This is a genomic window from Comamonas avium, assembly GCF_014836675.1.
Lineage (GTDB): Bacteria > Pseudomonadota > Gammaproteobacteria > Burkholderiales > Burkholderiaceae_C > Comamonas > Comamonas avium.
This window is the reverse complement of the sequence record NZ_JACSQK010000001.1, coordinates 136,977-160,563: the sequence shown is the minus strand read 5'-3', so window position 1 is coordinate 160,563 and position 23,587 is coordinate 136,977. Positions and strand designations below refer to the sequence as shown.

The following is a 23,587-nucleotide window of genomic DNA, read 5'->3' as shown; positions in this document are numbered from 1 at the left end:
GCAGCAGTTGGCCGTTGGTGGCCGTTGGTGGCCGTTGCTGGCGCGCTCCAGCAACTTGCCGTGTGGATGGTGCAACTGTGAAGCAAGCCACCCTGCCCTGCACCAAGGCATAAAAAAACACCGCCGGGCCACACTGGCCCGTGGTGTATTCAAAGAATTGAAGCGGCATCGAGGCCGCCTTTGAAGCGTCAGAACTTGTACGTCATGCTGACATTGACACTGCGCGGCTCACCCCATGTGTAGGTGCTGTAGTGGCTGAAGATGGTGTAGTACTTCTTGTCCAGCAGGTTCTTAATGTTGAGCGACGCCGACAGTTGCTTGTTGAACTGATAGCGGGCCATGGCATCCAGCACCCAGTAGTCCTGAACGGTGTGCACCGTCTTGCCCCCTGTAGGCACGCTGATCGTGCCCCAAGTTTTGTCCTGCCAGCGGGCACCGCCGCCCAGCGTCAGCCCAGTCATGGAGCCGCCCAGCTTGTAGCTGGTGTACAGGTTGAACTGGTTGGCAGGCGTCAGCGTGGATACACGCTCATCGCCCTTGCGCGCAACGCCGTGTGAGTAGCCCGCCTGAATCTGCCACGCCGGGGTGATCTGGCCAGACACTTCGGCCTCCCAGCCCTTGGTCTTCACACCCTGAATGGCGCGGTAGGCGGGGTTGCCACTGGGCGTGGTGCCACCGCTTTCCACGGCGAAATTGTCCTGCTTTATCTGAAAGACGGCAGCACTGGCATTGAGGCGGCCACCAAAAAATGACGCCTTAGCACCCAGTTCGTAGTTCGTGCCTTCCAACGGGTCCAGCGTGCGCCCCCGTTCGTTCTGGGCGGACTGCGGTTTGAAGATACCGCTGTAGCTGGCATAGACCGAATAGTTCTCGTTCAGGTCATACACCGCACCCAGATAGGGCGTGAAGACGTTCTTTTCGTCTTGCTCCTGCACCTTGTTCTTGTAGTTGGAAAAACGCCCACCGGTGATCAGCTTCAGGTCATCGCGCAGGTTCCAGCGCGCCGTGGTGTAGATACCGCTTTCGTGCGTGGTCTCGTCATCGGTGTAGTCCGGGGTGCTGTTCCACACCGGAGCGGGCACATTGCCATTCCACTGGTAATAGTTGTCCACATCACCGTTGAAACCGCTGTTGTCGTTGAAGTAGCCGTCATTTTTCCAGCGGCGCTTGGCCAGACTACCGCCCACCACCAGCTCATGCTCGCGCCCCAGCAGCGAGAAGGGGCCGCTGGCGTACACGTCAGCGGCATCGCTGGTGGTGCGGCCAATGTACTGGCCGCGCCACATTTTCACCCCGCCACCCGTTACCGGGTTGGGATTGCCGCCTGCGGCAGCGCCCAGATTGGCGTTGTAACCATTGATCTGGTGGTTCAGCTGCAGCTTGGTGACCCAGCCGCTGTCAAAGTTGTGCTCCAGCGTGGCAAAGGTGGTGCGCGTGTACTGGTCCCAGTGGCTCCAGTTGGCACCGTTGTTGAACGAACGGGGCATGGCGTTGAAACTGCCATTGGAGTCCAGCAGCGGAATGCCGCCCCAGGTCGATGCCGTGGGCTTGTTGTCCTGGCGGTCAGCGCCCACTGTCAGCAGTGTGCCGGGCGTCAGATCGACTTCAACAATGCCGTACAGCACACCCGTCTTGCGCTCGTACCTGTCCATGAACGATTGCTTGTCCTGATAGGTCGCCACGCCACGCGCACGGATGCTGCCGCTTTCGTTGAGAGCGCCGCTGATGTCCAGCTCACCCCGGTAGTTTTGCCAGCTGCCTGCACTGAGGGTGGCGTGGCCAGCAAATTCACGTGTGGGCTTCTTGCGCACCAGGTTGATGGTAGCACCGGGGTCTCCACTGCCGGTGAGCAGACCGGTCGCGCCCTTGAGCACCTCAACCCGGTCATAAATCGCCATATCCGTCTGCGTGTTGCCTGCGGAATAGGCAGAGTTGCGCGTCATCGGAATACCGTCGTACTGGAAGTTCTGAATGGCAAAACCGCGCGCGTAGTACTCGGTGCGTTCGCTGTCATACGTCACGATGCTCACGCCCGGCGTGTGATTGATCACGTCGTCAATCGAGTTGAGCTGAAAGTCATCCATCACCTGGCGCGTGACCACGCTGACAGACTGTGGAGTCTCGCGCGGCGTGAGCACCAGACGCGTGGCCGTGGCAATGGCACCCGGCGTATAGGAGCCACTGCCTTCGGTGATTTCGCCCAGCTGGTTGGAGCGCACCGTCACTTCAGACAAGGTCGCAGGCTCGCCCGCAGCAGGGGCAGACTGCACGGTGAGCATGCCGCCCTCAACCCTGCCCTGCAGACCCGAGCCGGTCAGCAGCGTATGCAGCGCCTGCTCAACATCCTGCGCCCCCTTCACAGCAGGCGCTTGACGCCCCTGCGCTGCCGGCGGGGATGCCACCAATTTCAGATTGGCCTGCTGGGCCAACTGCTCCAGCGCGCTGGACAATGGCTGCGCGGGAATATCAAAACGCGCAGTTTGTGCCATGGCAGCCTGCATTTGCAGGGCCAGGCCCAGGCAGATGCTCGCATGCGCCAGCAGGGTGCGACGGGGTTTAAAGGAGGGGGAAAGCATGAAAGAGACGTCCTCGTCAGATCAGAAAATTACTGACTTGCAGAGACGGCCATGGACCAAACCTGCCGCGCACCTGAAAGTCAGCCATCAGCGCCCGCAGCGCACTTGGCACCGCAAAGCGCAGGCAACCTCAGGTGCAGCCCACAATGAAAGGGGCTTAACACGCACCCTTTACACAGCCTGCACAAGGCCTTGCGGGAACAGCACGGTTCAAGAAAACGGCTGCAGTCGCCCTGCGCAAGGCGGTGCCGATGATACATTTCTAAAAGCGAATCAATCTCAATATGATTTGCTATTGTTGCCTGAAGGCAACGATATATGGCACAGATCAAGGCCAAGGCGTTGTCCCAATTTGGCGGGTTTTAACGCTCCCCAATAGCAGCAAATGCACCGCAGCCAATACTCGGCTGCAGCCCTGAGCATCGCTGCCTGCCTGCACCGCCCTGCCCCCGGAGGCAGCGCTGAGTGACCATGCCAAACCGCAAAGCGGTGCTGATCAGCGCCCAGTGCCACCGCAAGGAGAGAGATGGATATTTTTGCGCTTGAGCCCACACCTATACAACGCAGATTGCAGCTTTTCTTGGCCCCCCATTCCAGTCCCCATGAACAATTTGCTGAAATTTCATGGACGCCTGGCTGCCCAATATGGACAGCCGCACACCACCCATATCAGACAGCTACAACGCACATATTTGGAGCTGCGACCTGCTTGCCACCCTTTGCTTTAAGCCGCTTTTCCTTGAGGCTCAGGACTGCTTTGCAAGCCCGGGACAATTGACCTGTGTGCCATGCGCTTTCTCTGACCCGGGCACCATAGCGCCATTGACGCACCCCAAAGGATTGGCATGCCCTCCATGACCGAGCGCCTAGAAGCCCTGCTGGCTACCGGTAAGGAAACCGCGCTGCTGCGCTATACCCTGGGAAAGGCCGCCCTCGACAGCGAACAACCCGCTGCTGCGCTGCTCCACCTGCAGCGGGCCACGGCGCTGGAGCCGCAGTACTCCGTGGCCTGGAAACTTCTGGGCAGAGTCCATCTGGCCCTCGACGACAGCGACGCCGCACGCCAAGCGTGGACGCAGGGTCTGGCCTGCGCCCAGACCAACGGCGATGCGCAGGTCGTCAAAGAGCTGAGCGTGTTCTTGAAACGGCTGGACAAACCAGCCCGCTAGCCTGCACGCGGTTTTTTCTGAAAGCAGCGCACACCACCCTCTTTCTTCGCCTGTCTTTCCTCGATTGGCCGGGTGTCTTGAATACCTCCCGGCTCTGTCGCAAAAGCATATATCCACAGCTTGCAGCCTGTCAGGCTCTATCAACTGCGGGCTAACGTGGACGGCTGTCAGCGATCCATAGCGGCCGCTGGAATTTTCTGCCGGCCTATGCTTGATGACCGCGACAGCGGACGTGGAAAAATAGGCGTTTATGAGCCGTGGCAGCGGTTTTTTGAACAGTGGTCCACGCGAGATGCCCTGCCGTAAAAACGGCCTGACAGCAGGTCGAATCTGGAGCAATCCCCGGCCATCCATTCAAGACGCAAGCACAGCGCCGCCTTCAAAGCCAGTGGCGCACTGAAGTGCGATGCACAGTGCTGAGCTGGCTCAGCAGTTCGCAGTGCACCCCTGCCAGATTGCTTGCGCTAGCATGGATGCAAGAGCCCCACCCCTGCCTGAGCAGGTTTGTTTTTTTGTAGAGAAACGCCCTGATGTCTATCCAGCCACCATCCAAGCACTGGTCCCGCGTGGAGATGCTGCACCAGACCGTACGCAACCCCAACATCCACATCAAAGGCCAGCACAGCTATTACAGCGATGCCTGGGATGGCGGCTTTGAGCAGTCCGTCGTGCGCTACCTGTATGGCGATGCCTACAGCCTGCAGCACTGGCAGCCGCAGTGGGAGATCGATCCGCTGTATATCGGCGACTATGTGTGCATAGGTGCCGAGGCGGTGATTTTGATGGGTGGCAACCACACCCACCGGGCCGACTGGTTCAGCCTCTACCCCTTTGCCGACAACATCAGCAATGCCTACCAGGGCAAGGGCCCCACTACCCTGGGTGACGGCGCCTGGATTGGCATGCGCGCCATGATCATGCCGGGCGTGACCATTGGCGAAGGTGCCGTGGTTGCGGCCAACTCCGTGGTCACCCGCGATGTGGCGCCCTATAGCGTGGTGGGCGGCAATCCAGCCCAGTGCATCAAAAACCGCTTTGCAGACAGCGTGATTGCGCGGCTGCTGGCGCTCAAGATCTACGACTGGCCCGCCGAAAAATTCCAGCGTCTGCAGCCGCTGCTGTGTGCCTGCGATATCGACGCGCTGGAGCGTGCCGCAGCCGAGACACTTTGACGAAAAACACCATGCTTGCGTGCTCATGGCCGATCTGCAGGTGCCGAAGACCCCCAAGCCATGGTCGCTGGCCATGCCTCAATCCGTAAGGCCGAGCGCTGCGTCATGGCAGCTGTTTACGGAGTTTGGCCAATGTCATTGAGCCAGGCGAAGCGATGTTCCGCACGACTAGGTTAATCAGATTCAAGGCCGCAACTGCTGAAATGTTTTGATAAACGAGCGAACCAGCAAACTATCGCTGCGCTCTTTCATGCAATACACGTAAGTAGTGGTGTGAGCCGGGTCGCCAGTAATGCGCACGGGTGCCAAATTTGGATCTGCGATGAATTCGGCTTCTGATACAGCGCCAATACCAAGCCTTCGAATGACGCCTTCTCGTATGGCTTCACGGCTACCAATTTCCAGGCCAAGTTGTGCTTTGACACCAGCCTGTCTGAGTACTTTTTCTATGGCGGCACGGGTGGTGGAGCCCGGTTCACGCAACAGCAGCGGCTGACCATTGAGCTCTTGGATATCTATCTGACGGCGTTGTGCAAAAGGATGACTTTTGTGCACGAACAAGATGATGGCATGGCGTGCGTACTCATACGCCTGAAACTCAGGGCGCTCATGCATGCCAGCGAGCACGGCGACATCCGTGATGTAGTGCTCCAGGTCGTGCAGCACCTGCTGAGAATTCCCCATGCGGATAGACAACTGCATGCCAGGATGGCATGCACGGTATGACGCAACCATCTCAATGACATGGAATGGACCGACCGCGCCAATTTTCAGCTCCCCCTGATTGAGCTTGCCCGAGTCTCGAAGGAAAAAATCTGCCTCAGATTCGATGGCCACTATTTTCTGAGCCAGAGCCAGCAGCTTGTGACCAGCGCCCGTCAGCGACATTCGATAGCCCTGACGGTGAAACAGCTCAATCTGGCTTTGCCGCTCAAGCGTCGTGATTTGACTGGATATGGTCGGCTGGCTCACTCCCAGAGCGCGGGCTGCAGCACTGAGGCTGCGATGCTGAGCGACAGCTATAAAAGCGCGATAACGGGCAGTGCTCATGCAAGTCTCATCTCAAGGATTTATCTATAGAAGGTGTCAAAACTGATTTTGAAACCTTCACATGACAGTCATATGTCTTGCCTAGCATTCAACCCATCGCACCACATACCGTGCTGCGAACGATGCAAATGCAAAGGATGACTTCCATGAAAATGACTCGTAAAGCTTGGCTACAAACATCTATAGCGTCTTTGCTGCTGACGGCTACCGGCGCAGCTTGGGCACAGAACAGCGAATTGCGAGTCGGACTAATTCCGTCAGAAGATGCACAGGCCATGATGCGCGCCAGCCAGCAAGTGATGGAGCAGCTGGAGCAGAAAACTGGTTTGAAGGTCAAGCCCTTTGTCGCCAACGATTACAACGGTGTCATTGAGGCCATGCGCTCAGGCAAGATTGATGTGGCGTACTTTGGCCCCTTCTCCTACGTGTTGGCTGCACAGATGGCCAACGCCGAAGCGTTCGCGATTCCGGTTTCAAAAAAATCAGGCCAAAGCTCCTATCAAAGCATCATCATCAGCAAAAAAGACAAGGGCCCCAGCAGCGTGGCGCAGTTGCAAGGCAAGACTTTTGCGTTCGTCGATCCCAGCTCGGCATCAGGTCACTTGTTTCCTAAAGCGGGCTTGAAAGGCGATGGCGTTGATGCAGACAAATATTTCTCGCGCGTCATCTTCTCTGGCTCACACGATGCAAGCATCATGGCCGTGGCCCATGGCAAGGTAGATGCGGCAGCAGTAGCTAGTCCTATTTTTCAGACGGCAGTGGCCAAGGGGCATGTGAAGGCAGAAGATTTCCAGGTGATCTGGACTTCTCAGCCCATCCCTGAATCACCCATGGCGTGGCGCAAGGGATTGGATGCACAGACCAAGCAAAAAGTAGCCGCAGCACTGGCAGAAATTAAAGGGCTGCCTTGGGGTGACCGGGGCGTACTCAATGGTTTTGCAGCTACCAACGATGCGGCTTACAACGTGGTACGTGATACGGCCAAGACCCTCAATCTGGATCTAGGAAAAATGAAATGATCACGATCCGTAACTTGCGCAAGAGTTATGGCAGCAACCACGTGCTGCATGGCATCGACCTGGATGTGAAAGCCGGTGAGTTTGTGGTCATGCTGGGCCTCTCCGGTGCTGGTAAATCGACGCTGCTGCGTTGTATGAATGGACTCAACCGAGCCGACAGCGGTACGCTGCAAGTCGGTGGAATTGACTTGATGCAAAAGCACTCGCGCCGCGAATTGGCACGTCATGTTGCGATGGTCTTCCAGCACCACAACCTTGTGCCGCGACTGTCGGTACGCAAGAACGTATTGACGGGTCGTCTGGGACAGGTTGGCACGTTTGCTTCAATGATGCAGATGTTCAGGCACAGCGATATCGTGCTGGCTGACCAGTGTTTAGAGCGCGTCGGATTGATCAACAAAGCTGATCAACGCACCCAGGCATTATCGGGCGGGCAAATGCAGCGCGTAGGCATTGCCCGGGCGCTGGCACAACAGCCAAATGTGATCTTGGCTGATGAGCCAGTGGCAAGCTTGGACCCAAAGACAGCCCGCAGCGTCTTGCAGTACCTCAGGGATGCCACACGAGAAATGGGCATCGCCGTGGTTTGCAATCTGCACCAGGTCGATTACGCCAAAGAGTTCGGTGATCGTGTTGTGGGGCTGGCGCAGGGACGCATGGTCTTTAACGATGTACCCGCTGCCCTGAATGCGGCTGCATTGGATGCGATTTATCACACGACCGATGTGCAATCCAGCTCCATGCCGGCGATGGATGGGGTGCAACCTCGACCTTATCCTCACGAACACGTACCTGCCTACTGCGCAGGAAAATGGATGCCCGCCACTGCCAATGCGGCACACGCAGTGGCTGCTACCGAGAGGGCGTTGTGATGCAAGCGCCACGTTTACATAAGACAAATGCCCGCTGGGTTTGGACGGCAGGCCGCCCTGAAACGACGGGCAGCTGGCTCACCTATGCTGCCTTGGCATTGGGTATTGGCTGGCTGTTGCACTGGAGCGCAGGTGGTGCGCAGATGAGCTGGAGCGAACTGGCTGGTGGCATGCCACAGATTGGGGACTTTCTGTCCCGATCGGTGCCGCCTGACTGGAGCATCTTGCCGCGTCTGTGGGCCCCAGCCATGGAGACGATTCAAATTGCCATCTGGGGGACTTTACTGAGTGTATTGCTCGCCTTGCCTCTGTCATTTATCGCGGCGAGCAATCTTCACAGCTGGCACTGGCTTCGCAGGGTAACTCGCCAATTCATGAACGTGGTACGCAGTATCAATGAACTGATTTTGGCTTTGGTGTTTGTCTCAGCGGTGGGGTTGGGTCCGTTTCCAGGTGTGCTGGCGTTGGCCCTGCACGGCATGGGCATGCTGGGTAAATTTTTTGCCGAAGCAATTGAAGAAATTGACGACGGTCCGCTGCAAGCACTGCGAAGTGCAGGTGCCAGCCAGCTTCAGGTCATCGCCTTTGGCGTCGTACCTCAAGTCATTACCGCTTGGATCGCGGTGGTGCTCTACCGCTTCGAGGTCAATCTGCGCTCAGCCACGGTGCTCGGCATGGTAGGAGCCGGTGGCTTGGGCTTTGAGCTGGTCAGCAGCCTCAAGCTGTTTCGCTATCAGGAAACAGCGACCTGCATCATCGTGATCACGGTGATGGTGATTGCCGCAGACATGGCATCCAACTGGCTGCGCAATCGAATTCAGCAAGGCGCACGCCACTGATTTGGCCCACTGCGCATTCAGTGGTGCGCAATCGAAGCACCACATTCAATCCATCAAAAAATTAGCTTTCTGTGCACTCAGCTCCAGCGCACAGGGCCAATTGCATCCTCAATATTTGAAAAGACTCTGACCGTGTGGAAGTATCACAACCCCGTAAACGTCACTGCAGGCATCAACAGCCTGGATAAATTGCCTGCATTGCTTGCAGGTCGCAGCTGCATTCTGGTGACGTTTCCTGAAGCGCATGAACTCGGGATGATAGAACGTACCCAGCAGCTGGTCGGCGAGCAATTGCACGGAGTCATCGACACCATTGCCCCCAACCCGGATGTCCAATGGCTGGCTCCGTTGTATGAGCAAGTGCAGCGTGAGCATGCAGATGTACCTGTCATCGTGGCCTTAGGTGGCGGCAGTGCCATTGACTCTGCGAAGGCATTGTTGTGCGCAACCCCCAGCGGCAAGTTTGAACAATTGCTGGAGGTGCTTGAACAGGCAGGCCAATTACCAGCGACCAGTCAAACCAATGCACACAAGGCATTGATCGCTATCCCGACAACGGCAGGTACTGGCAGCGAAGTCACGCCTTGGGCCACCATCTGGGACCAAGCAGGCGGGCGCAAGCATTCACTGCATCAAGCATGCACCTGGCCTGAGGCCGCCATCATTGATGCTGGGTTGATGCGCAGCTTGCCTGCCGGTGCGACCCTGGCCTCGGGGCTGGATGCGCTGTCGCATGCACTGGAGTCGATCTGGAACGTCAATCGCAACCCCGTTTCCATATCGCTGGCGGTGCAAGCTGCCCGCCAAGTGATGGCGACGCTACCTGCCTTGATGGACGATCTGTGCAATGTGCAGCTTCGAAGCGACATGGCTCAGGCCGCTTTGCTGGCCGGGCTCGCATTCTCCAACACCAAAACGGCGCTGGCGCATTCACTGTCTTACGACATCACGCTGCAGCACGGTGTACCGCACGGTATCGCTTGCTCATTTAGCTTGCCGTTAGTGCTGGAGATGGCCTTAGGCAGTGATGCGCAGGTTGATGCAGCGCTGCTGTCCATCTTCAACACCATCGAGCCGGCAATTGCCAAAAAACGCCTGTGCAACTTCTTGCAAAAGCTCGGTGTTGCAACAGATCCCACGCATTACGGGATCGAGCCGGGTGCATGGAAAAAAATGCTCCACAAAGCCGCAAACGGCCCGCGAGGTCGCAACTTTATCTGCAGATTGGCAAGTGCCTGATAGCTATTGCCTTCACCACAATTTGATTTTTCAAGAGAACCATCCATGAACGCCATCACTGCCGCAGAAATTCAAACGCTCGACACACAAGCGGTTGATCTCTCTCCTTTACAAGCTGTCATTTTTGACTGGGCCGGGACACTGGTCGATTTTGGTTCACTGGCACCTACGCAGATTTTTGTAGAAGCATTTTCGACATTTGGTATCACCATTACGCTGACACAAGCGCGAGGGCCAATGGGTTTGTCCAAGTGGGACCATATCCATCAACTGCTGCAAGACCCTAGTATTGCAGCGCAGTGGAGCAGCAAGTTTGGGCGTAATCCAAGCAATGCTGATGTGGACGATATCTACGCGCGCTTTATGCCCATGCAAATTGCCAAGGTGGGAGAGTTTTCTGCGCCAATTGACGGGGCCGTGCAAGTGCTGCAATGGCTGCGTGCCAATGGCCTGAAAGTGGGCTCATGCTCTGGCTATCCCCGGGAAGTTCTCAATCAGCTGCTGCCCCAGGCCGCCAAGGCCGGCATCTGTGCAGACCATGTTGTCGCTGGTGATGAACTATCCTCAGGTGGCCGCCCCGGCCCCTATATGGCGCTGGCCAATGTGCTGGCCTTGGGCATCAGCAATGTGCGTGCCTGCGTGAAGGTGGATGACACTGTCCCCGGTATTGAAGAAGGACTTAATGCTGGCATGTGGACTGTTGGCTTAAGCTTGTCCGGAAACGAAGTTGGCTACAGCGCCGAGGAATACTCGAAGGCTCCAACCGCTGAAATCAATGCCAGAGTGGCTGTGGCTGAGGCCAAGCTTCAAAAATCGGGCGCGCATTACGTTGTGAGGAGTATTGCGGACTTGCCGACGGTCTTGGCAGACATCTGCGAACGTATGCGCCGAGGTGAAGCGCCTGCTGGCTAACATCAGGGTTCAGTGACTGCCTGGCGCGTGCGCAGTCACTGGCCGCTTCGAAGTTAAACGGCTGCAACCAGCCTGGAAACCGCCTCTCCAGAGATGCCCTTGAGGGCTGCTTTTTGCCAAATGCAGTGATGAAAAGCCGCCCTAGGGGGACATTTCTTGTGCATTGTTTTTGATGTTTCGCGCCGCTGCGATGAACTCAGAGGGAGGACAGCCGAAGGTCTTTTTAAACGCCACGCAGTAGGCGCTATGACTGTCGTAGCCGCTTTGGGCTGCGACAGTGATGATTGCCCTTCCCTGCAGCAGCATCTCGATGGACTTGATTAAGCGCATCTTTTGACGCCATTGCCCGAAATTCATGCCCGTACTTTTCAAAAAGCGGCGATGCAGGGTCTTGGAAGTCATTGCATAGCGCTGAGCAATGCTGTCGGCATTGTTTGCATGTGAGGGGTGTCGCATCAGGTATTCGCAAACTTCACTCATCTGCTGGTCATCGGGCCACGGCAAATAAAACGGCAGGTGCCCTACCGTTTTCAACTCTTGCACAAGCAGTTGACCTAAAAGTGCATCACGCAGCTGCAAAGGTGGCTCAAGAGGCCCGTTGACCAGGGCCGAGATGATTTCGCGCATCAGAGGCGATACGTTCACGACGCAATCCATCTGCGGCAGCTCTTTTGCGATGTGCTCGGCAATGAAGATGCCATGTGCGGTGACTGCAGTCATTGCCATGAGCTCGTGTTCAACGCAGGGGCGCAGCCACACCGCGGTGGTGGGTGGGACCAGCCATTGCCCGGTAGCCGCCTTGACGAGCAAGACTCCGGTAGATGCATAAATTAAGTGCCCATGCGGATGGCTATGCGGGGGCACGACATGGGCTGCGGGGTAGCACTCCACGACACCCGAGACAGGCAGGTCTGAAGCTGTCTGTGCTTGGCATGGCTCAAGCGCGTGTCCCTGGCGATCTGGTGAAGCAAAGCCCATAAGTTAAATGTCCAAATTGATAAAACGAATGGGTATTTTTTGATAGATACCTCTTTCAAGAAAGTCTAAAGTGCGGGCATTGCTTTACACAAGTCTTTTCCAGTGAACTTTTCGCACACGTTTTCGCTATGCCTACCAGCCCTGTCATTGGATCGGGGTCTGTCCGCATGCGTTTGCGAATCGTCCCAAGCTGGGTTCCCCAGATCCCGACATTAGCCAGCTCCTTGGAGCAGGAAACTCAGCAACTTAGTCCACCTATATCGAGGCTCCCATGCTGGCTAATCCCTGTGAAAAATACCGCGCCTTTCCTGTCGTTAACTTGCCTGATCGCCAATGGCCATCGCGCACGCTGACAAAAGCTCCGACTTGGTTATCCACCGACTTGCGTGATGGCAACCAGGCATTGTTTGAACCCATGAACCGCGAGCGCAAGCTGCGGCTGTTTCAAGAGCTTGTGCGCATAGGTTTCAAGGAAATTGAAGTAGGTTTTCCGTCGGCCTCGCAAACAGACTTTGACATCGTGCGTCACTTGATCGATGCGCACTTGATTCCTGATGACGTGACACCGATGGTTATTACGCAATTGCGTGAAGATCTAATCGCCACCACCGTGCAAAGCGTAGCTGGAGCGCGCCGTGTAATCGTTCATCTGTACAACGCAATTGCGCCAGCGTTTCGAGAAATTGTCTTTGGCATGGAGGTGCCACAGATCATCACGATGGTGGAGCACCACGTTCAGCTGCTTAAACGGCTGACACAAGAGCACCCGCAAACCGAATGGGTGCTGCAGTATTCGCCCGAGACCTTTTGCATGGCAGAACTGGAGGTATCACTGCAAGTGTGCAACGCAGCCATTGCTGCATGGAATGCGGGGCCGCAGCGGCCAGTGATCATCAACCTGCCAACCACCGTCGAGGTGTCTACTCCCAATGTGTTTGCAGACCAAATTGAATGGATGAGCAGGCACCTGGCTCGGCGCGAACACGTCGTGCTGTCGGTCCATCCGCACAATGATCGAGGCACAGGCGTGGCCTGCGCGGAGCAGGCTGTACTGGCTGGTGCGCAGCGCGTTGAAGGCTGCTTGTTTGGAAACGGCGAGCGAAGTGGCAATCTGGATGTGGTGACGCTGGCTTTGAACCTCTACACCCAGGGCATTGCGCCAGGGTTGGATTTTTCCGACATTTCCGGCCTGGCACGCATTGCGGAAGAATGCACTGCGTTGCCAATCCATCCACGCCATCCCTATGCCGGCGACCTGGTGTTCACAGCGTTCTCAGGCTCTCACCAAGATGCAATTGCCAAAGGTTTTGCGGCGCAAAAGCCTGGTGCGCTGTGGCGGGTGCCTTACCTGCCTGTAGATCCCAAAGATCTGGGTCGTACTTACGACAGCATTGTCCGGGTCAACAGCCAGTCCGGTAAGGGAGGGATTGCCTACCTTATGCAACGCGACCATGGCATTGTGATGCCAAGGCGTATGCAGATTGAATTCAGCTCCATTGTTCAGGCGATGGCTGATGCCAGTGAAACGGAACTGTCCAGTCACCAGATCTGGGATGTATTTCAGAGCACCTATTTGGCACCCTGCACGAACGCTGGGTCGATGCAATACATCAGCCACCGGCTATTTGAAGATGCTAGCGGGCAAGGGATTGAACTGCAGTGGTTGAATGAACAAGGCCAGCCCCAGACGAGCATTGGTACTGGCAATGGCCCAATCGCTGCCACCGTTGCAGCGCTGAATCTGCCCATACGCATCGACAGCTATGAGGAGCGAAGCTTGGGCACAGGGGCGCAGGCATGCGCTGTGGCGATTGTTGAAGCGAGCTGCGCAGGTGTAGCGGGTTCCAGATTCGGTGCTGGAAAAGATGCCAATATTGTGAAAGCTTCGGTGCTTGCGGTCCTCAACGCGGCGATGAGATTGAGCCACTGCGCCAGTTAAGGCTACTTTTACTGTCCTTCACCTGACAGTGAGGGACAGTTCTAGCGACTGCTCCTGGGGCCGGATGGCAACAGCTGCAGATCGCCCCCCCTGAGCCGACAGCCGAGCCACTCTAAAGTGGTCATTGAAAGACTTGGCTGCCGCAAGACAGTGGATATCAAGCCTTGTCAGCGCTCTGGTGAAGAAGCGATCGACTTGAGGAACGCCCTGGCCTCTAAAGGCTTGGTTATCTCTACCCACTGGAGATGCAAAAAATCTTCATGCTTGCGCAGAGCCGCAAACTTTGACTGGTTTTTTGCATAGCTAGACAGTGACCACAGAAGTATCGAGTCTTTGGAAAAGAGCGCCATGCGCAGCGACTCACGGTTTCCGTGCGACAGGCGCTTGCCAGTGATGCCATGGCTGAGAGTGCGCCAGAGCAAGCGAGAAAATACCGTAAATTGGCTGTAGTTGAGCCACACAACATGCGTGGCTCGTGACCAGAGCACCTCTCGGACAGCGCTGTAGTTGCCATCGGCTATCCAGCGTGTTCCTTGCGTCGCTTCAACCACGCAACGCTTGAACTGCTCGGGTGCAACTGCCTGCCAGCCTGGCCCCCAGTAGTAAGAATCCAATTCAATGTAGGGGCACTGAGTCTGAACTGCCAGTTTCTTAGCAAAGGTAGACTTGCCCGCCCCACTTGTGCCAATCACCAAATAGCGCATCGTTGTCCTTTGCTTTTACATCACTGCCAGTCGCTGAGAACGCGTGCCAAGCCTGGGCGCCGGCTGTTTATGGTCGACTCCATTCAGGTATTAGATGAGCTACGCAGCCAGCCTTGAAGCGCTGTCTTAAGGCCTGCTGGGAAAAGTGCAGGCCCGCCTGGCAAATCGAGTTCCGCCAGATCAAACCATCTTGCAGTACATGGTGTTCCGCTGTCTTCATGGAACTCGATGCTGCTGTGCTGCCTGAACATGGCGGTACTGAACACTACTTCGCAAATGAAAAGGACTTCATGGCCGACCTCTCCTTCATGGGTGTAAATATTCTCCATGATCAGGGGAGAGCCTTTTATTTCAACGTCAACGCTCAGCTCCTCTTTGAATTCGCGCATGAGTGCGGATTGCCATTGCTCGCCGAACTCGATACTGCCTCCAAGCGGGCGAACACCTTGAAGGCGGCCCTGGTCATCAAAGACCTCTGCAGCAAGGAGCTTGTCTTCTCGCCAGTGCAGTCCAAGTGCTTTGACTTTGATGTGTGCCGGAGGTCTCCACTTTGGTGGGATCATGCGTTGTCTCTCGCCAATGAAGATTAAGTTACGTGCAATTGTGGCCGCAAGGACAAGGACTGCTGATGGCCAATTGCAGCCATCGAGCCATGGCCTGATCAGCAAGACAGTGGGCACGGCCAGACGAAAGCTGCGCACTGCCTACGAAGCATCAAAACGAGCTCCCCTGTAAACCGGAAGACGCACAAAGCCCAGCTCGCAGCAAAAACAGGCCGCAGACAGGGGTGAACAAACCCTCCTGCGCAGTTGCAAGCGCCCAAGCAGTGCGGCCATACACAAAAACAAAATAATAGCTTACATCGCTTACCCTATAACACTTTTAGATAGTTTTATATCTGAAACCACCATTGGGTAAGCGCTACAAGCTCTTATTTTTATCCAGCATCCATAAAAAAGGCTCTGCGATTGCAGAGCCTTTTTGGACTGCGCCCTCAGCGCCTAACGTTTAACCCAGCCACTTGCGGGCGTTGCGCCACACTTGCATCCAGGGGCTGAACTGCGACTTGTCGCCCGATGTCCAGCTCATCTGCACGTTGCGGAACACACGCTCAGGGTGCGGCATCATGGCAGTGAAGCGGCCGTCTTGCGTGGTCACAGCGGTCAGGCCACCGGCGGAGCCGTTGGGGTTGAACGGGTACTGCTCGGTCGGCTGACCAAAGTTGTCTACATAACGCATTGCGCCAATGACCTGATCGGGGTTGCCACGGAACTTGAAGTTGGCGTACCCCTCACCGTGTGCCACCGCAATCGGCAGGCGCGAGCCGGCCATGCCCTGCAGGAACAGGCTGGGCGACTCCAGCACTTGCACCATGCTCAGACGCGCTTCAAAGCGGTTGCTCTGGTTTTGCGTAAAGCGTGGCCAGTCTTGCGCGCCGGGGATGATATCGGCCAGCTCGGCAAACATCTGGCAGCCGTTGCACACGCCCAGACCGAAGGTGTCGGTGCGGCCAAAGAAGGCCTGGAACTGCTCGGACAGGCGATCGTTGAACGTGATGGAGCGCGCCCAGCCAATACCGGCACCCAGTGTGTCGCCATAGCTGAAGCCACCGCAGGCCACCACGCCGGCAAAGTCTGCCAGCTGGGCACGGCCCGACTGCAGGTCGGTCATGTGCACGTCCACGGCTTCAAAGCCTGCTTCGGTGAAGGCGTAGGCCATTTCCACGTGCGAATTCACGCCCTGCTCGCGCAGCACCGCCACACGGGGCTTGGCAGCCACGTTAACGAAAGGCGCGGCCACGCTTTCTTGCGGGTCAAACGTCAGGTGCACGTGCATGCCGGGGTCATTGGGCACACCAGCGGCGGCGTGCTCGCTGTCGGCACACACGGGGTTGTCGCGCTGCTGGGTAATTTTCCAGCTCACGGCATCCCACACCTGGTGCAGATCGCTCAATGTGGCGCCAAACACCTTCTTGGCATCACGCCACACTTGCAGCTCGCCCTTGCCCACGTCCATCGCCGATGCAGCCGGGCGCGTCTTGCCCACAATGTGGCTGCACTGAATCAGGCCGTGCTCGCGCAGCACCTGCAGCACTTCGCTGCGGTCTTCTGTGCGAATTTGCAGCACCACACCCAGCTCTTCGTTGAACAGTGCGCGCAGGGTCTGCTCTTCGCGGCGGCCGGACACTTGCGCGCCCCAGTTCTTGCCTTCGCCCGAGTCCATGCGGCTGTCAGAGATGCCGTCGCCTTCGGTGATCAGCATGTCCACATTCAGCGCCACGCCCACATGGCCGGCAAAGGCCATCTCGGCCACGGTGGCCAGCAGGCCGCCGTCACCCTTGTCGTGGTAGGCCAAAATCTTGCCCTGGGCACGCAGCGCGTTCACGGCATCGACCAGCGCGATCAAGTCCTTGGCATCGTCCAGATCAGGCGTTTCGTTGCCCGACTGGTTCAGCACCTGGCCAATGATGGAGCCGCCCATGCGCATCTTGCCGCGGCCCAGATCGATCAGCACCAGCGAGCTGTCTTGCACATCGGCATCCAGCTGCGGTGTGAGCGTGGTACGCACATCGTCAATCGACGCAAAGCCGGTGATCAGCAAGCTCACAGGTGATGTGACTTTCTTGACCTGACCGTTTTCTGTCCACTGCGTGCGCATGGACAGCGAGTCCTTGCCCACAGGGATCGAAATATTCAGCGCCGGGCACAGCTCCATGCCCACGGCCTTCACGGTGGCGTACAGCGCAGCGTCTTCACCGGGCTCGCCGCAAGCGGCCATCCAGTTGGCAGACATCTTCACCTTGGACAGCTCAATCGGCGCAGCCAGCATGTTGGTGATGGCTTCAGCCACCGCCATGCGGCCCGATGCAGGCGCGTTGATGGCCGCCAGCGGCGTGCGCTCGCCCATGGCCATGGCTTCACCCTTGAAGCCCTTGAAGTCAGCCAAAGTGACGGCCACGTCAGCCACCGGCACTTGCCAGGGGCCAACCATCTGGTCGCGGTGCGTCAAGCCACCCACGGCACGGTCGCCAATGGTGATCAGGAAGCGCTTGGAGGCCACGGTGGGGTGGGCCAGCACTTCGATCACGGCTTTTTCCAGCGGCAGGCCGTTCAAATCCATGGCGGGCAGCTCGCGCACCACGGTGGTGACGTCCTTGACCATCTTGGGCGGCTTGCCCAGCAGCACGTCCATGGGCATGTTGACCGGGTACTTCTGGTCGCCCGACTCCACCGCCGTGTCTTCCAGCACCAGCTGACGCTCTTCGGTGGCGGTGCCGATCACGGCAAACGGGCAGCGTTCGCGCTCGCAGAACGCGGTGAACTGCGCCAGCGATTCGGGTGCAATCGCCATCACGTAGCGTTCTTGCGACTCGTTGGACCAGATTTCCTTGGGGGCCAGGCCGGACTCTTCCAGATTCACCTTGCGCAGATCAAAGCGCGCGCCACGGCCTGCGTCGTTGGTCAGCTCAGGAAAGGCGTTGGACAGACCACCTGCGCCCACATCGTGGATCGCCAAAATGGGGTTGGCCGCGCCTTGCTGCCAGCAGTGGTTGATGACCTCTTGCGCACGGCGCTCAATCTCGGGGTTGCCACGCTGCACGGAGTCAAAATCCAGCTCCGCTGCATTGGTGCCCGAAGCCATGGAGCTGGCTGCACCGCCGCCCATGCCAATGCGCATGCCGGGGCCACCCAGCTGAATCAGCAGCGTGCCCGCTGGGAACAGAATTTTTTTGGTCTGCTCAGCATCAATCACGCCCAGGCCACCGGCCAGCATGATGGGCTTGTGGTAGCCACGGGTGATGTCACCTACTTGCTGCTCGTACTCGCGAAAGTAGCCCGTCAGGTTGGGACGACCAAACTCGTTGTTGAACGCCGCGCCACCCAGGGGGCCTTCAATCATGATCTGCAGCGGGCTGGCAATGTGCTCAGGCTTGCCCACTTCACTGCCCCACAGCTTGGAGACGGTAAAGCCCGTCAGACCCGCCTTGGGCTTGGAGCCACGGCCGGTGGCACCTTCGTCACGAATTTCACCGCCCGCGCCCGTCGATGCGCCGGGGAACGGCGAGATGGCTGTGGGGTGGTTGTGCGTCTCGACCTTCATCAGCACATGGCTGGTGGCGGTTTGTTTTTGGTAGCTGGGAGCGCTGACGGTGCCGGCGCTCGCGTCAAATCGGGCGACAAAACGCTCGACTTCATGGCCTTCCATGACCGAGGCGTTGTCCGAATACGCCACCACCGTGTGCTGGGGCGAGACGGCTTCGGTGTTGCGGATCATGCCGAACAGCGATTTGTCTTGCGCCACGCCATCAATGGTGAAGTTGGCGTTGAAAATTTTGTGGCGGCAGTGCTCAGAGTTGGCTTGCGCAAACATCATCAGCTCGACGTCGCTGGGGTTGCGGCCAAGTCCGTTGAAGGCTTTGACGAGATATTCGATTTCGTCTTCCGCCAGTGCCAGGCCCCATTGCTTGTTGGCGGTCTCCAGCGCGGCTGCGCCGCCTGCCAGCACATCCACAAACTCCATGGGTTTGGCGTCCAGCGTGGTGAACAGCTGCAGCGCTTCGTCACGGCTGGCCACCACCGACTCGGTCATGCGGTCATGCAACAGCGCTGCAATCTGACCGATTTGCTCCGTGCTCAGCTCCGGCGTGCCACCCAGCAAGCCAGATTTGAGCGCCACACGGAACTCGGTGATGCGCTCCACGCGCTGGATCGACAGGCCGCAGTTGCGGGCAATGTCCGTAGCTTTGGAAGCCCAGGGTGAGATCGTGCCCAGACGGGGTGTAACGAGCAGCGCCAAGCCGTCGTTGCCACCTTCATAGGGGTCTCCGTATGTCAGCAGAGCCGCCAGACGCTGCGATTGCTCTGCAGTGGGGGCAGCCTCGGTGGCGACAATATGAACAAATCGGGCGGCAATGCCCGTGATCTTGGGATGGATAGCGACCAGATCGGTCAGGAGTTGCTGGGCGCGGAACGAGCTCAGGGCGTTTCCACCCTCAAACTGAGTCAGATGCAAGGTCACGTGGCGGCCTGTTTATGTGAAGGCTGGTGAAAAGCGCCCAAGCCCCCTTGGGGCAACCGCAAGGGTTGTGGACGCTGAATCGAGAGAGAGGGCTTATTTTACCGGGCTGAATAGCCTATATACGGAAAACTATATGAGCAGGGGGAATAGAGCCATGTCTTGCACGCAATCCCCAACACCCTGCTAGCAATGTCAACAAGTGCCCCCTGCGTCACCGCTCAACTCCAGCCAGTGGAATAATCGGCACCATGAGCATTACCATCAAAACCCCCGAAGAAATCGAGCGCATGCGCGTTGCAGGTCGCTTGGCTTCGGAAGTGCTGGACTACATCACCCCCCATATCAAGCCCGGCATCACCACCGCTGAAATCGACCGTCTGGGTGCCGAATGCATGGCAAAGCAAGGCACCAAGTCGGCCACGATTGGCTATCAGCCGCCCGGCTACCCCCCCTACCCGGGCCACCTGTGCACCTCGGTGAACCACGTGGTCTGCCACGGCATTCCCAACGACAAGCCTCTGAAAAAGGGCGACATCCTGAATGTGGATGTGACGGTCATCACTGAAGACGGCTGGTATGGCGACAACAGCCGCATGTACCTGATTGGTGAAGTGTCGATTGCCGCCAAGCGCCTGTCCAAACTCACGTTTGAATCCATGTGGCTGGGCATTCAGCAAGTCAAGCCCGGCGCTACGCTGGGTGACATTGGCCACGCCATTCAGACGTATGCCGAAAAGCACAACCTGTCGGTAGTGCGCGAATACTGCGGCCACGGTATTGGCCAAAAGTTCCATGAAGAGCCACAGGTACTGCACTACGGCAAGCCCGGCACCGGCCCGGTACTGGAGGAAGGCATGGTCTTTACCATTGAGCCCATGCTCAACCTGGGCAAGCGCGATGTCAAGGAGCTGGGCCAGGACGGCTGGACCATCATCACCAAGGATCGCAGCCTGTCGGCCCAGTGGGAGCTGATGCTGGCAGTCACCAAAACCGGCTACGACGTGCTGACCTGGTCAGAAGGCTCTCCCACGCCACCCGATTTTGTTCAGGGCATTCGCACCTGAGTCCTGGTGCCATCGCTGCACAGGCAGTCTGACCGCAAGGCAGACTGCCTTTTTCTTGGCCACATGTAGTGCACACTGAGAGGCGTTGATGAGGTGCTGATGAGATGCACCACTGCAGTGCGCATATTTCTTGCTTGCTCTTTGCCCAGTTATGTCCGACAGGTTGATTGCGCCATGAAAAACGAACTCGGTACCCTGCGTACTGCTTACCGCCAAGACAAAGCCGCCATCACCGATGGCCTGCGCACCCCCGCCGCCAGCACCCGTGGCATTCGGGCAGTGCTGCAAAAGCTGTCACAGCTGACGGACACGCATTTATCGGCCATTCGCCAGGCCAGCACCCTGCCCCCTGAGGTGGCACTGGTGGCTGTTGGCGGCTATGGGCGCGAGCAGCTTTTTCCGGCCTCAGATGTGGATGTCTTGCTGTTGCTACCCGGTCAGTCCACTGAAGCACATGCACACATCCGGGAAACGCTGGAGCGTTTTATTGGCGCGTGCTGGGATGCGGGGCTGGAGATTGGCTCCAGCGTGCGCACCATCAGCGAATGCGTGGCCGAGGCCCGGCAAGATGTGACCGTACAGACCTCGCTGCTGGAGGCGCGCCTGATTGATGGCGATGCGGCCCTATTTGCAGACTTTCGCCAGCAGTTTCGCGCCAGCCTTAACCCCAAGGCGTTTTTCACGGCCAAAACGCTGGAGCTGCAGCAGCGCCATATCAAGCACGACGGGACACCGTATTCGCTGGAACCCAACTGCAAAGAGTCCCCCGGTGGTCTGCGCGATTTGCACACCATTTTGTGGGTGGCACAGGCAGCAGGCCTGGGCAACAGCTGGCGCGAACTGGCCGCCTCTGGCATTGCCACAGAGTTTGAAGCCACACAGCTAGAGCGCAATGAGGCCACCTTGAGCCTGATCCGCGCCAAGCTGCATGCGCTGTCAGGGCGCCATGAAGACCGGCTGATCTTTGACCTGCAAACGGCCGTTGCCGAGTCTTTTGGCATTCAAAGTCACACCCCGGCGGGCGAGACCATGCCCGTGCGCGCCAGCGAAGTGCTGATGCGCCGCTACTACTGGGCCGCCAAGGCCGTCATGCAGCTGCAGCAAATTTTGCTGCTGAACATTCAAGAGCACCTGTATCCCGACAACGTCGCCCTCAAGCGCATCGACGACCGGTTTTTTGACAAAGACGGCCTGATCGAAGTTGCCAGCGACGACCTGTACCAGAAAGACCCGCAGGCCATTTTGGCCACTTTTTTGACGTACCAAAAATCCCCCGGCCTGCGCGATCTGTCGGCACGCACGCTGCGAGCGCTGTACAGCGCTCGCGACTTGATGGACAACACCTTCCGCCAGGACCCGGTCAACCGCGACACCTTCATGCAGATCCTGCAGGAGCCACACGGCCAGACCCACGCCTTTCGCCTCATGAATGCCACCTCGGTGCTGGGGCGCTACCTGTGGTCGTTTCGCCGCATCGTCGGGCAGATGCAGCACGACCTGTTCCACGTTTACACGGTCGATCAGCACACGCTGATGGTGCTGCGCAATATGCGCCGCTTTTTCATGGCCGAACATGCCCACGAATACCCGCTGTGCTCGCAGCTGGCCAGCGGCTGGGACAAGCCCTGGCTGCTGTATCTGGCGGCGCTGTTTCATGACATTGGCAAAGGCCGTGGCGGCGACCATTCAGAAATTGGCGCCATTGAAGTCAAGCGCTTTGCGCGCCAGCACGACATGGCTAGCGAAGACGCCGAGCTGGTGGAATTTCTGGTGCGCGAACACCTGCAGATGAGCACTGTTGCACAAAAGCAAGATACGTCTGACCCCAACGTCATTGCCGCCTTTGCCCAGCGTGTGGGCAATGAGCGCCAGCTGACCGCCCTGTACCTGCTGACAGTGGCCGACATTCGCGGCACCAGCCCCAAGGTCTGGAATGCCTGGAAGGGCAAACTGCTGGAAGACCTGTTTCACAACACCATGCACGTTCTGGGTGGCCGCGCACCTGACGCGCAATCACTGGTAGAGGCACGCAAGCGCGATGCACTGGTGCAGCTGGCCCTGTCTGCCCAGCCCTACGAGTCACAAAAAGCGCTGTGGGACACGCTCAACGTCAGCTACTTCATGCGCCACGAACCGTCTGACATTGCCTGGCATGCGCGCCAGCTGTCGCGCCACGTGGGCAGCCCCGTGCCCATCGTGCGCGCACGCCAGTCTCTGGCCGGCGAAGGGGTGCAGGTACTGGTCTATGCCCCCGATCAGGCCGATTTGTTTGCGCGCATCTGCGGCTACTTTGACAACGCCGGACTGACCGTGGTGGACGCCCGCATTCACACCGCTCGCAACGGCTATGCGCTGGATACGTTCCAGATCGCCTCTGAGCAATTGCACATGCATTACCGCGAGCTGACCACGCTGATTGAAAGCGGCCTGCCCCAGGCCATCCAAAGCAAAGCGCCGCTGCCCGAACCCATCAAACGCCGTCTGTCGCGCCGCGTGCGCAGCTTTCCAATGGTGCCGCGCGTGACGCTCACGCCCGATGAAAAGGCACAAAGCTGGCTGCTCAACATCTCCGCCAGCGACCGTGCTGGTCTGCTGTACTCCGTTGCACGCATTCTGGGTGCACACGGCTTGAGCGTGCAGCTGGCCAAAGTCACCACCCTGGGCGAGCGGGTGGAAGACAGCTTCCTGGTGCAAGGCGCCAGCCTGAACAACAACGCCAAGCAGCTGCAGATTGAAACGCAGCTGGTGCAAATGCTGGAAGAGTGAGCGCAGCCCCAGAGCCTGCAGAACGACCACGGCCCGGGCCTGCATTTGCATTTGCCTTTGCGTTCGCCTTGACGTTTGCAGCAAAGACGCCGCTCAATGCGTTTTGACTGCACCGCAGTGCTGTAGCGTCAGGCAACATCTCGCTGCACCAAGTTGATTTTTATAAAAAAAGAGCACCCATCGCTGGTTTTATAAGCACTTCAGATATAAAACTATCTGAAACCCTTAAAACACCAGCGAAAGGCGCTATTTTTTTAGATAACTGCAGC

At 57.8% G+C, this 23,587-nt stretch carries 16 protein-coding genes and 1 pseudogene; 10 read left to right on the top strand and 7 right to left on the bottom strand.

Going from position 1 to position 23,587, the window contains the following annotated elements:
* Nucleotides 1-188 precede the first annotated feature (188 nt).
* A complete protein-coding gene (locus tag H9646_RS00745; RefSeq protein WP_191721422.1) occupies nt 189-2,576 on the bottom strand; it encodes a TonB-dependent siderophore receptor in 2,388 nt (795 codons plus the stop codon).
* 845 nt (nt 2,577-3,421) lie between these two features.
* Here H9646_RS00745 and H9646_RS00740 point away from each other — a divergent pair.
* Both H9646_RS00740 and H9646_RS00735 read left to right on the top strand, forming a co-directional pair.
* The gene (locus H9646_RS00740) at nt 3,422-3,745 is read left to right on the top strand and encodes a tetratricopeptide repeat protein (RefSeq protein ID WP_191721421.1); all 324 of its coding nucleotides are present in this window, start codon (nt 3,422-3,424) and stop codon (nt 3,743-3,745) included.
* A gap of 530 nt (nt 3,746-4,275) precedes the next feature.
* A complete protein-coding gene (locus H9646_RS00735) occupies nt 4,276-4,917 on the top strand; it encodes a CatB-related O-acetyltransferase (protein ID WP_191721420.1) in 642 nt (213 codons plus the stop codon).
* A 183-nt stretch (nt 4,918-5,100) separates the two neighbouring features.
* Here H9646_RS00735 and H9646_RS00730 read toward each other — a convergent pair whose 3' ends face one another.
* Nucleotides 5,101-5,967 (bottom strand): LysR substrate-binding domain-containing protein, encoded by an 867-nt coding sequence (locus H9646_RS00730; protein WP_191721419.1) that lies wholly within the window; start codon nt 5,965-5,967, stop codon nt 5,101-5,103.
* 146 nt (nt 5,968-6,113) lie between these two features.
* Here H9646_RS00730 and phnD point away from each other — a divergent pair, with 146 nt between their 5' ends.
* From phnD to phnX, 5 genes are all read left to right on the top strand, one after another.
* On the top strand, nt 6,114-6,986 hold the full coding sequence (gene phnD, locus H9646_RS00725) for a phosphonate ABC transporter substrate-binding protein (RefSeq protein ID WP_191721418.1): 873 nt from the start codon (nt 6,114-6,116) through the stop codon (nt 6,984-6,986).
* Nucleotides 6,983-7,858, top strand: a complete 876-nt coding sequence (phnC, locus tag H9646_RS00720; RefSeq protein WP_191721417.1) for a phosphonate ABC transporter ATP-binding protein — start codon at nt 6,983-6,985, stop codon at nt 7,856-7,858. Before phnD ends, phnC begins: the two co-directional genes overlap by 4 nt.
* Nucleotides 7,858-8,697: a phosphonate ABC transporter, permease protein PhnE gene (phnE, locus tag H9646_RS00715; RefSeq protein ID WP_191721416.1), complete on the top strand. Its 840-nt coding sequence runs from the start codon at nt 7,858-7,860 to the stop codon at nt 8,695-8,697. Before phnC ends, phnE begins: the two co-directional genes overlap by 1 nt.
* Before the next feature lie 132 nt (nt 8,698-8,829).
* Complete coding sequence (gene psrA / locus H9646_RS00710; RefSeq protein ID WP_191721415.1) at nt 8,830-9,936, top strand: iron-containing alcohol dehydrogenase PsrA; 1,107 nt, start codon at nt 8,830-8,832, stop codon at nt 9,934-9,936.
* Between the two features lie 45 nt (nt 9,937-9,981).
* Nucleotides 9,982-10,848, top strand: a complete 867-nt coding sequence (phnX, locus tag H9646_RS00705; protein ID WP_191721414.1) for a phosphonoacetaldehyde hydrolase — start codon at nt 9,982-9,984, stop codon at nt 10,846-10,848.
* Between the two features lie 141 nt (nt 10,849-10,989).
* Here the strand turns inward: phnX and H9646_RS00700 are convergent, their stop codons facing one another.
* Nucleotides 10,990-11,568 carry an AraC family transcriptional regulator gene (locus H9646_RS00700; RefSeq protein WP_225213938.1) on the bottom strand — a complete coding sequence of 193 codons (579 nt, stop codon included), beginning with the start codon at nt 11,566-11,568 and terminating at the stop codon, nt 10,990-10,992.
* 18 nt (nt 11,569-11,586) lie between these two features.
* Nucleotides 11,587-11,826: pseudogene (locus tag H9646_RS18315) on the bottom strand (AraC family ligand binding domain-containing protein); the annotation flags it as partial.
* A 271-nt stretch (nt 11,827-12,097) separates the two neighbouring features.
* On the opposite strand from H9646_RS18315, the gene H9646_RS00695 reads away from it, so the two are divergent.
* Nucleotides 12,098-13,765 (top strand): 2-isopropylmalate synthase, encoded by a 1,668-nt coding sequence (locus H9646_RS00695; RefSeq protein WP_191721412.1) that lies wholly within the window; start codon nt 12,098-12,100, stop codon nt 13,763-13,765.
* Nucleotides 13,766-13,932: 167 nt separating this feature from the next.
* Here H9646_RS00695 and H9646_RS00690 read toward each other — a convergent pair whose 3' ends face one another.
* From H9646_RS00690 to purL, 3 genes are all read right to left on the bottom strand, one after another.
* Nucleotides 13,933-14,469: a P-loop NTPase family protein gene (locus H9646_RS00690; protein ID WP_191721411.1), complete on the bottom strand. Its 537-nt coding sequence runs from the start codon at nt 14,467-14,469 to the stop codon at nt 13,933-13,935.
* A gap of 83 nt (nt 14,470-14,552) precedes the next feature.
* Nucleotides 14,553-15,032, bottom strand: coding sequence for an NUDIX hydrolase (locus tag H9646_RS00685; protein ID WP_191721410.1), 480 nt, complete (start codon nt 15,030-15,032; stop codon nt 14,553-14,555).
* Between the two features lie 445 nt (nt 15,033-15,477).
* Nucleotides 15,478-19,488, bottom strand: coding sequence for a phosphoribosylformylglycinamidine synthase (purL, locus tag H9646_RS00680; protein ID WP_191721409.1), 4,011 nt, complete (start codon nt 19,486-19,488; stop codon nt 15,478-15,480).
* A 248-nt stretch (nt 19,489-19,736) separates the two neighbouring features.
* On the opposite strand from purL, the gene map reads away from it, so the two are divergent.
* Together map and H9646_RS00670 are read left to right on the top strand one after the other, a co-directional pair.
* Complete coding sequence (map, locus tag H9646_RS00675) at nt 19,737-20,552, top strand: type I methionyl aminopeptidase (protein WP_191721408.1); 816 nt, start codon at nt 19,737-19,739, stop codon at nt 20,550-20,552.
* Between the two features lie 174 nt (nt 20,553-20,726).
* Nucleotides 20,727-23,318, top strand: a complete 2,592-nt coding sequence (locus H9646_RS00670) for a [protein-PII] uridylyltransferase (protein WP_191721407.1) — start codon at nt 20,727-20,729, stop codon at nt 23,316-23,318.
* Nucleotides 23,319-23,587: the final 269 nt, after the last annotated feature.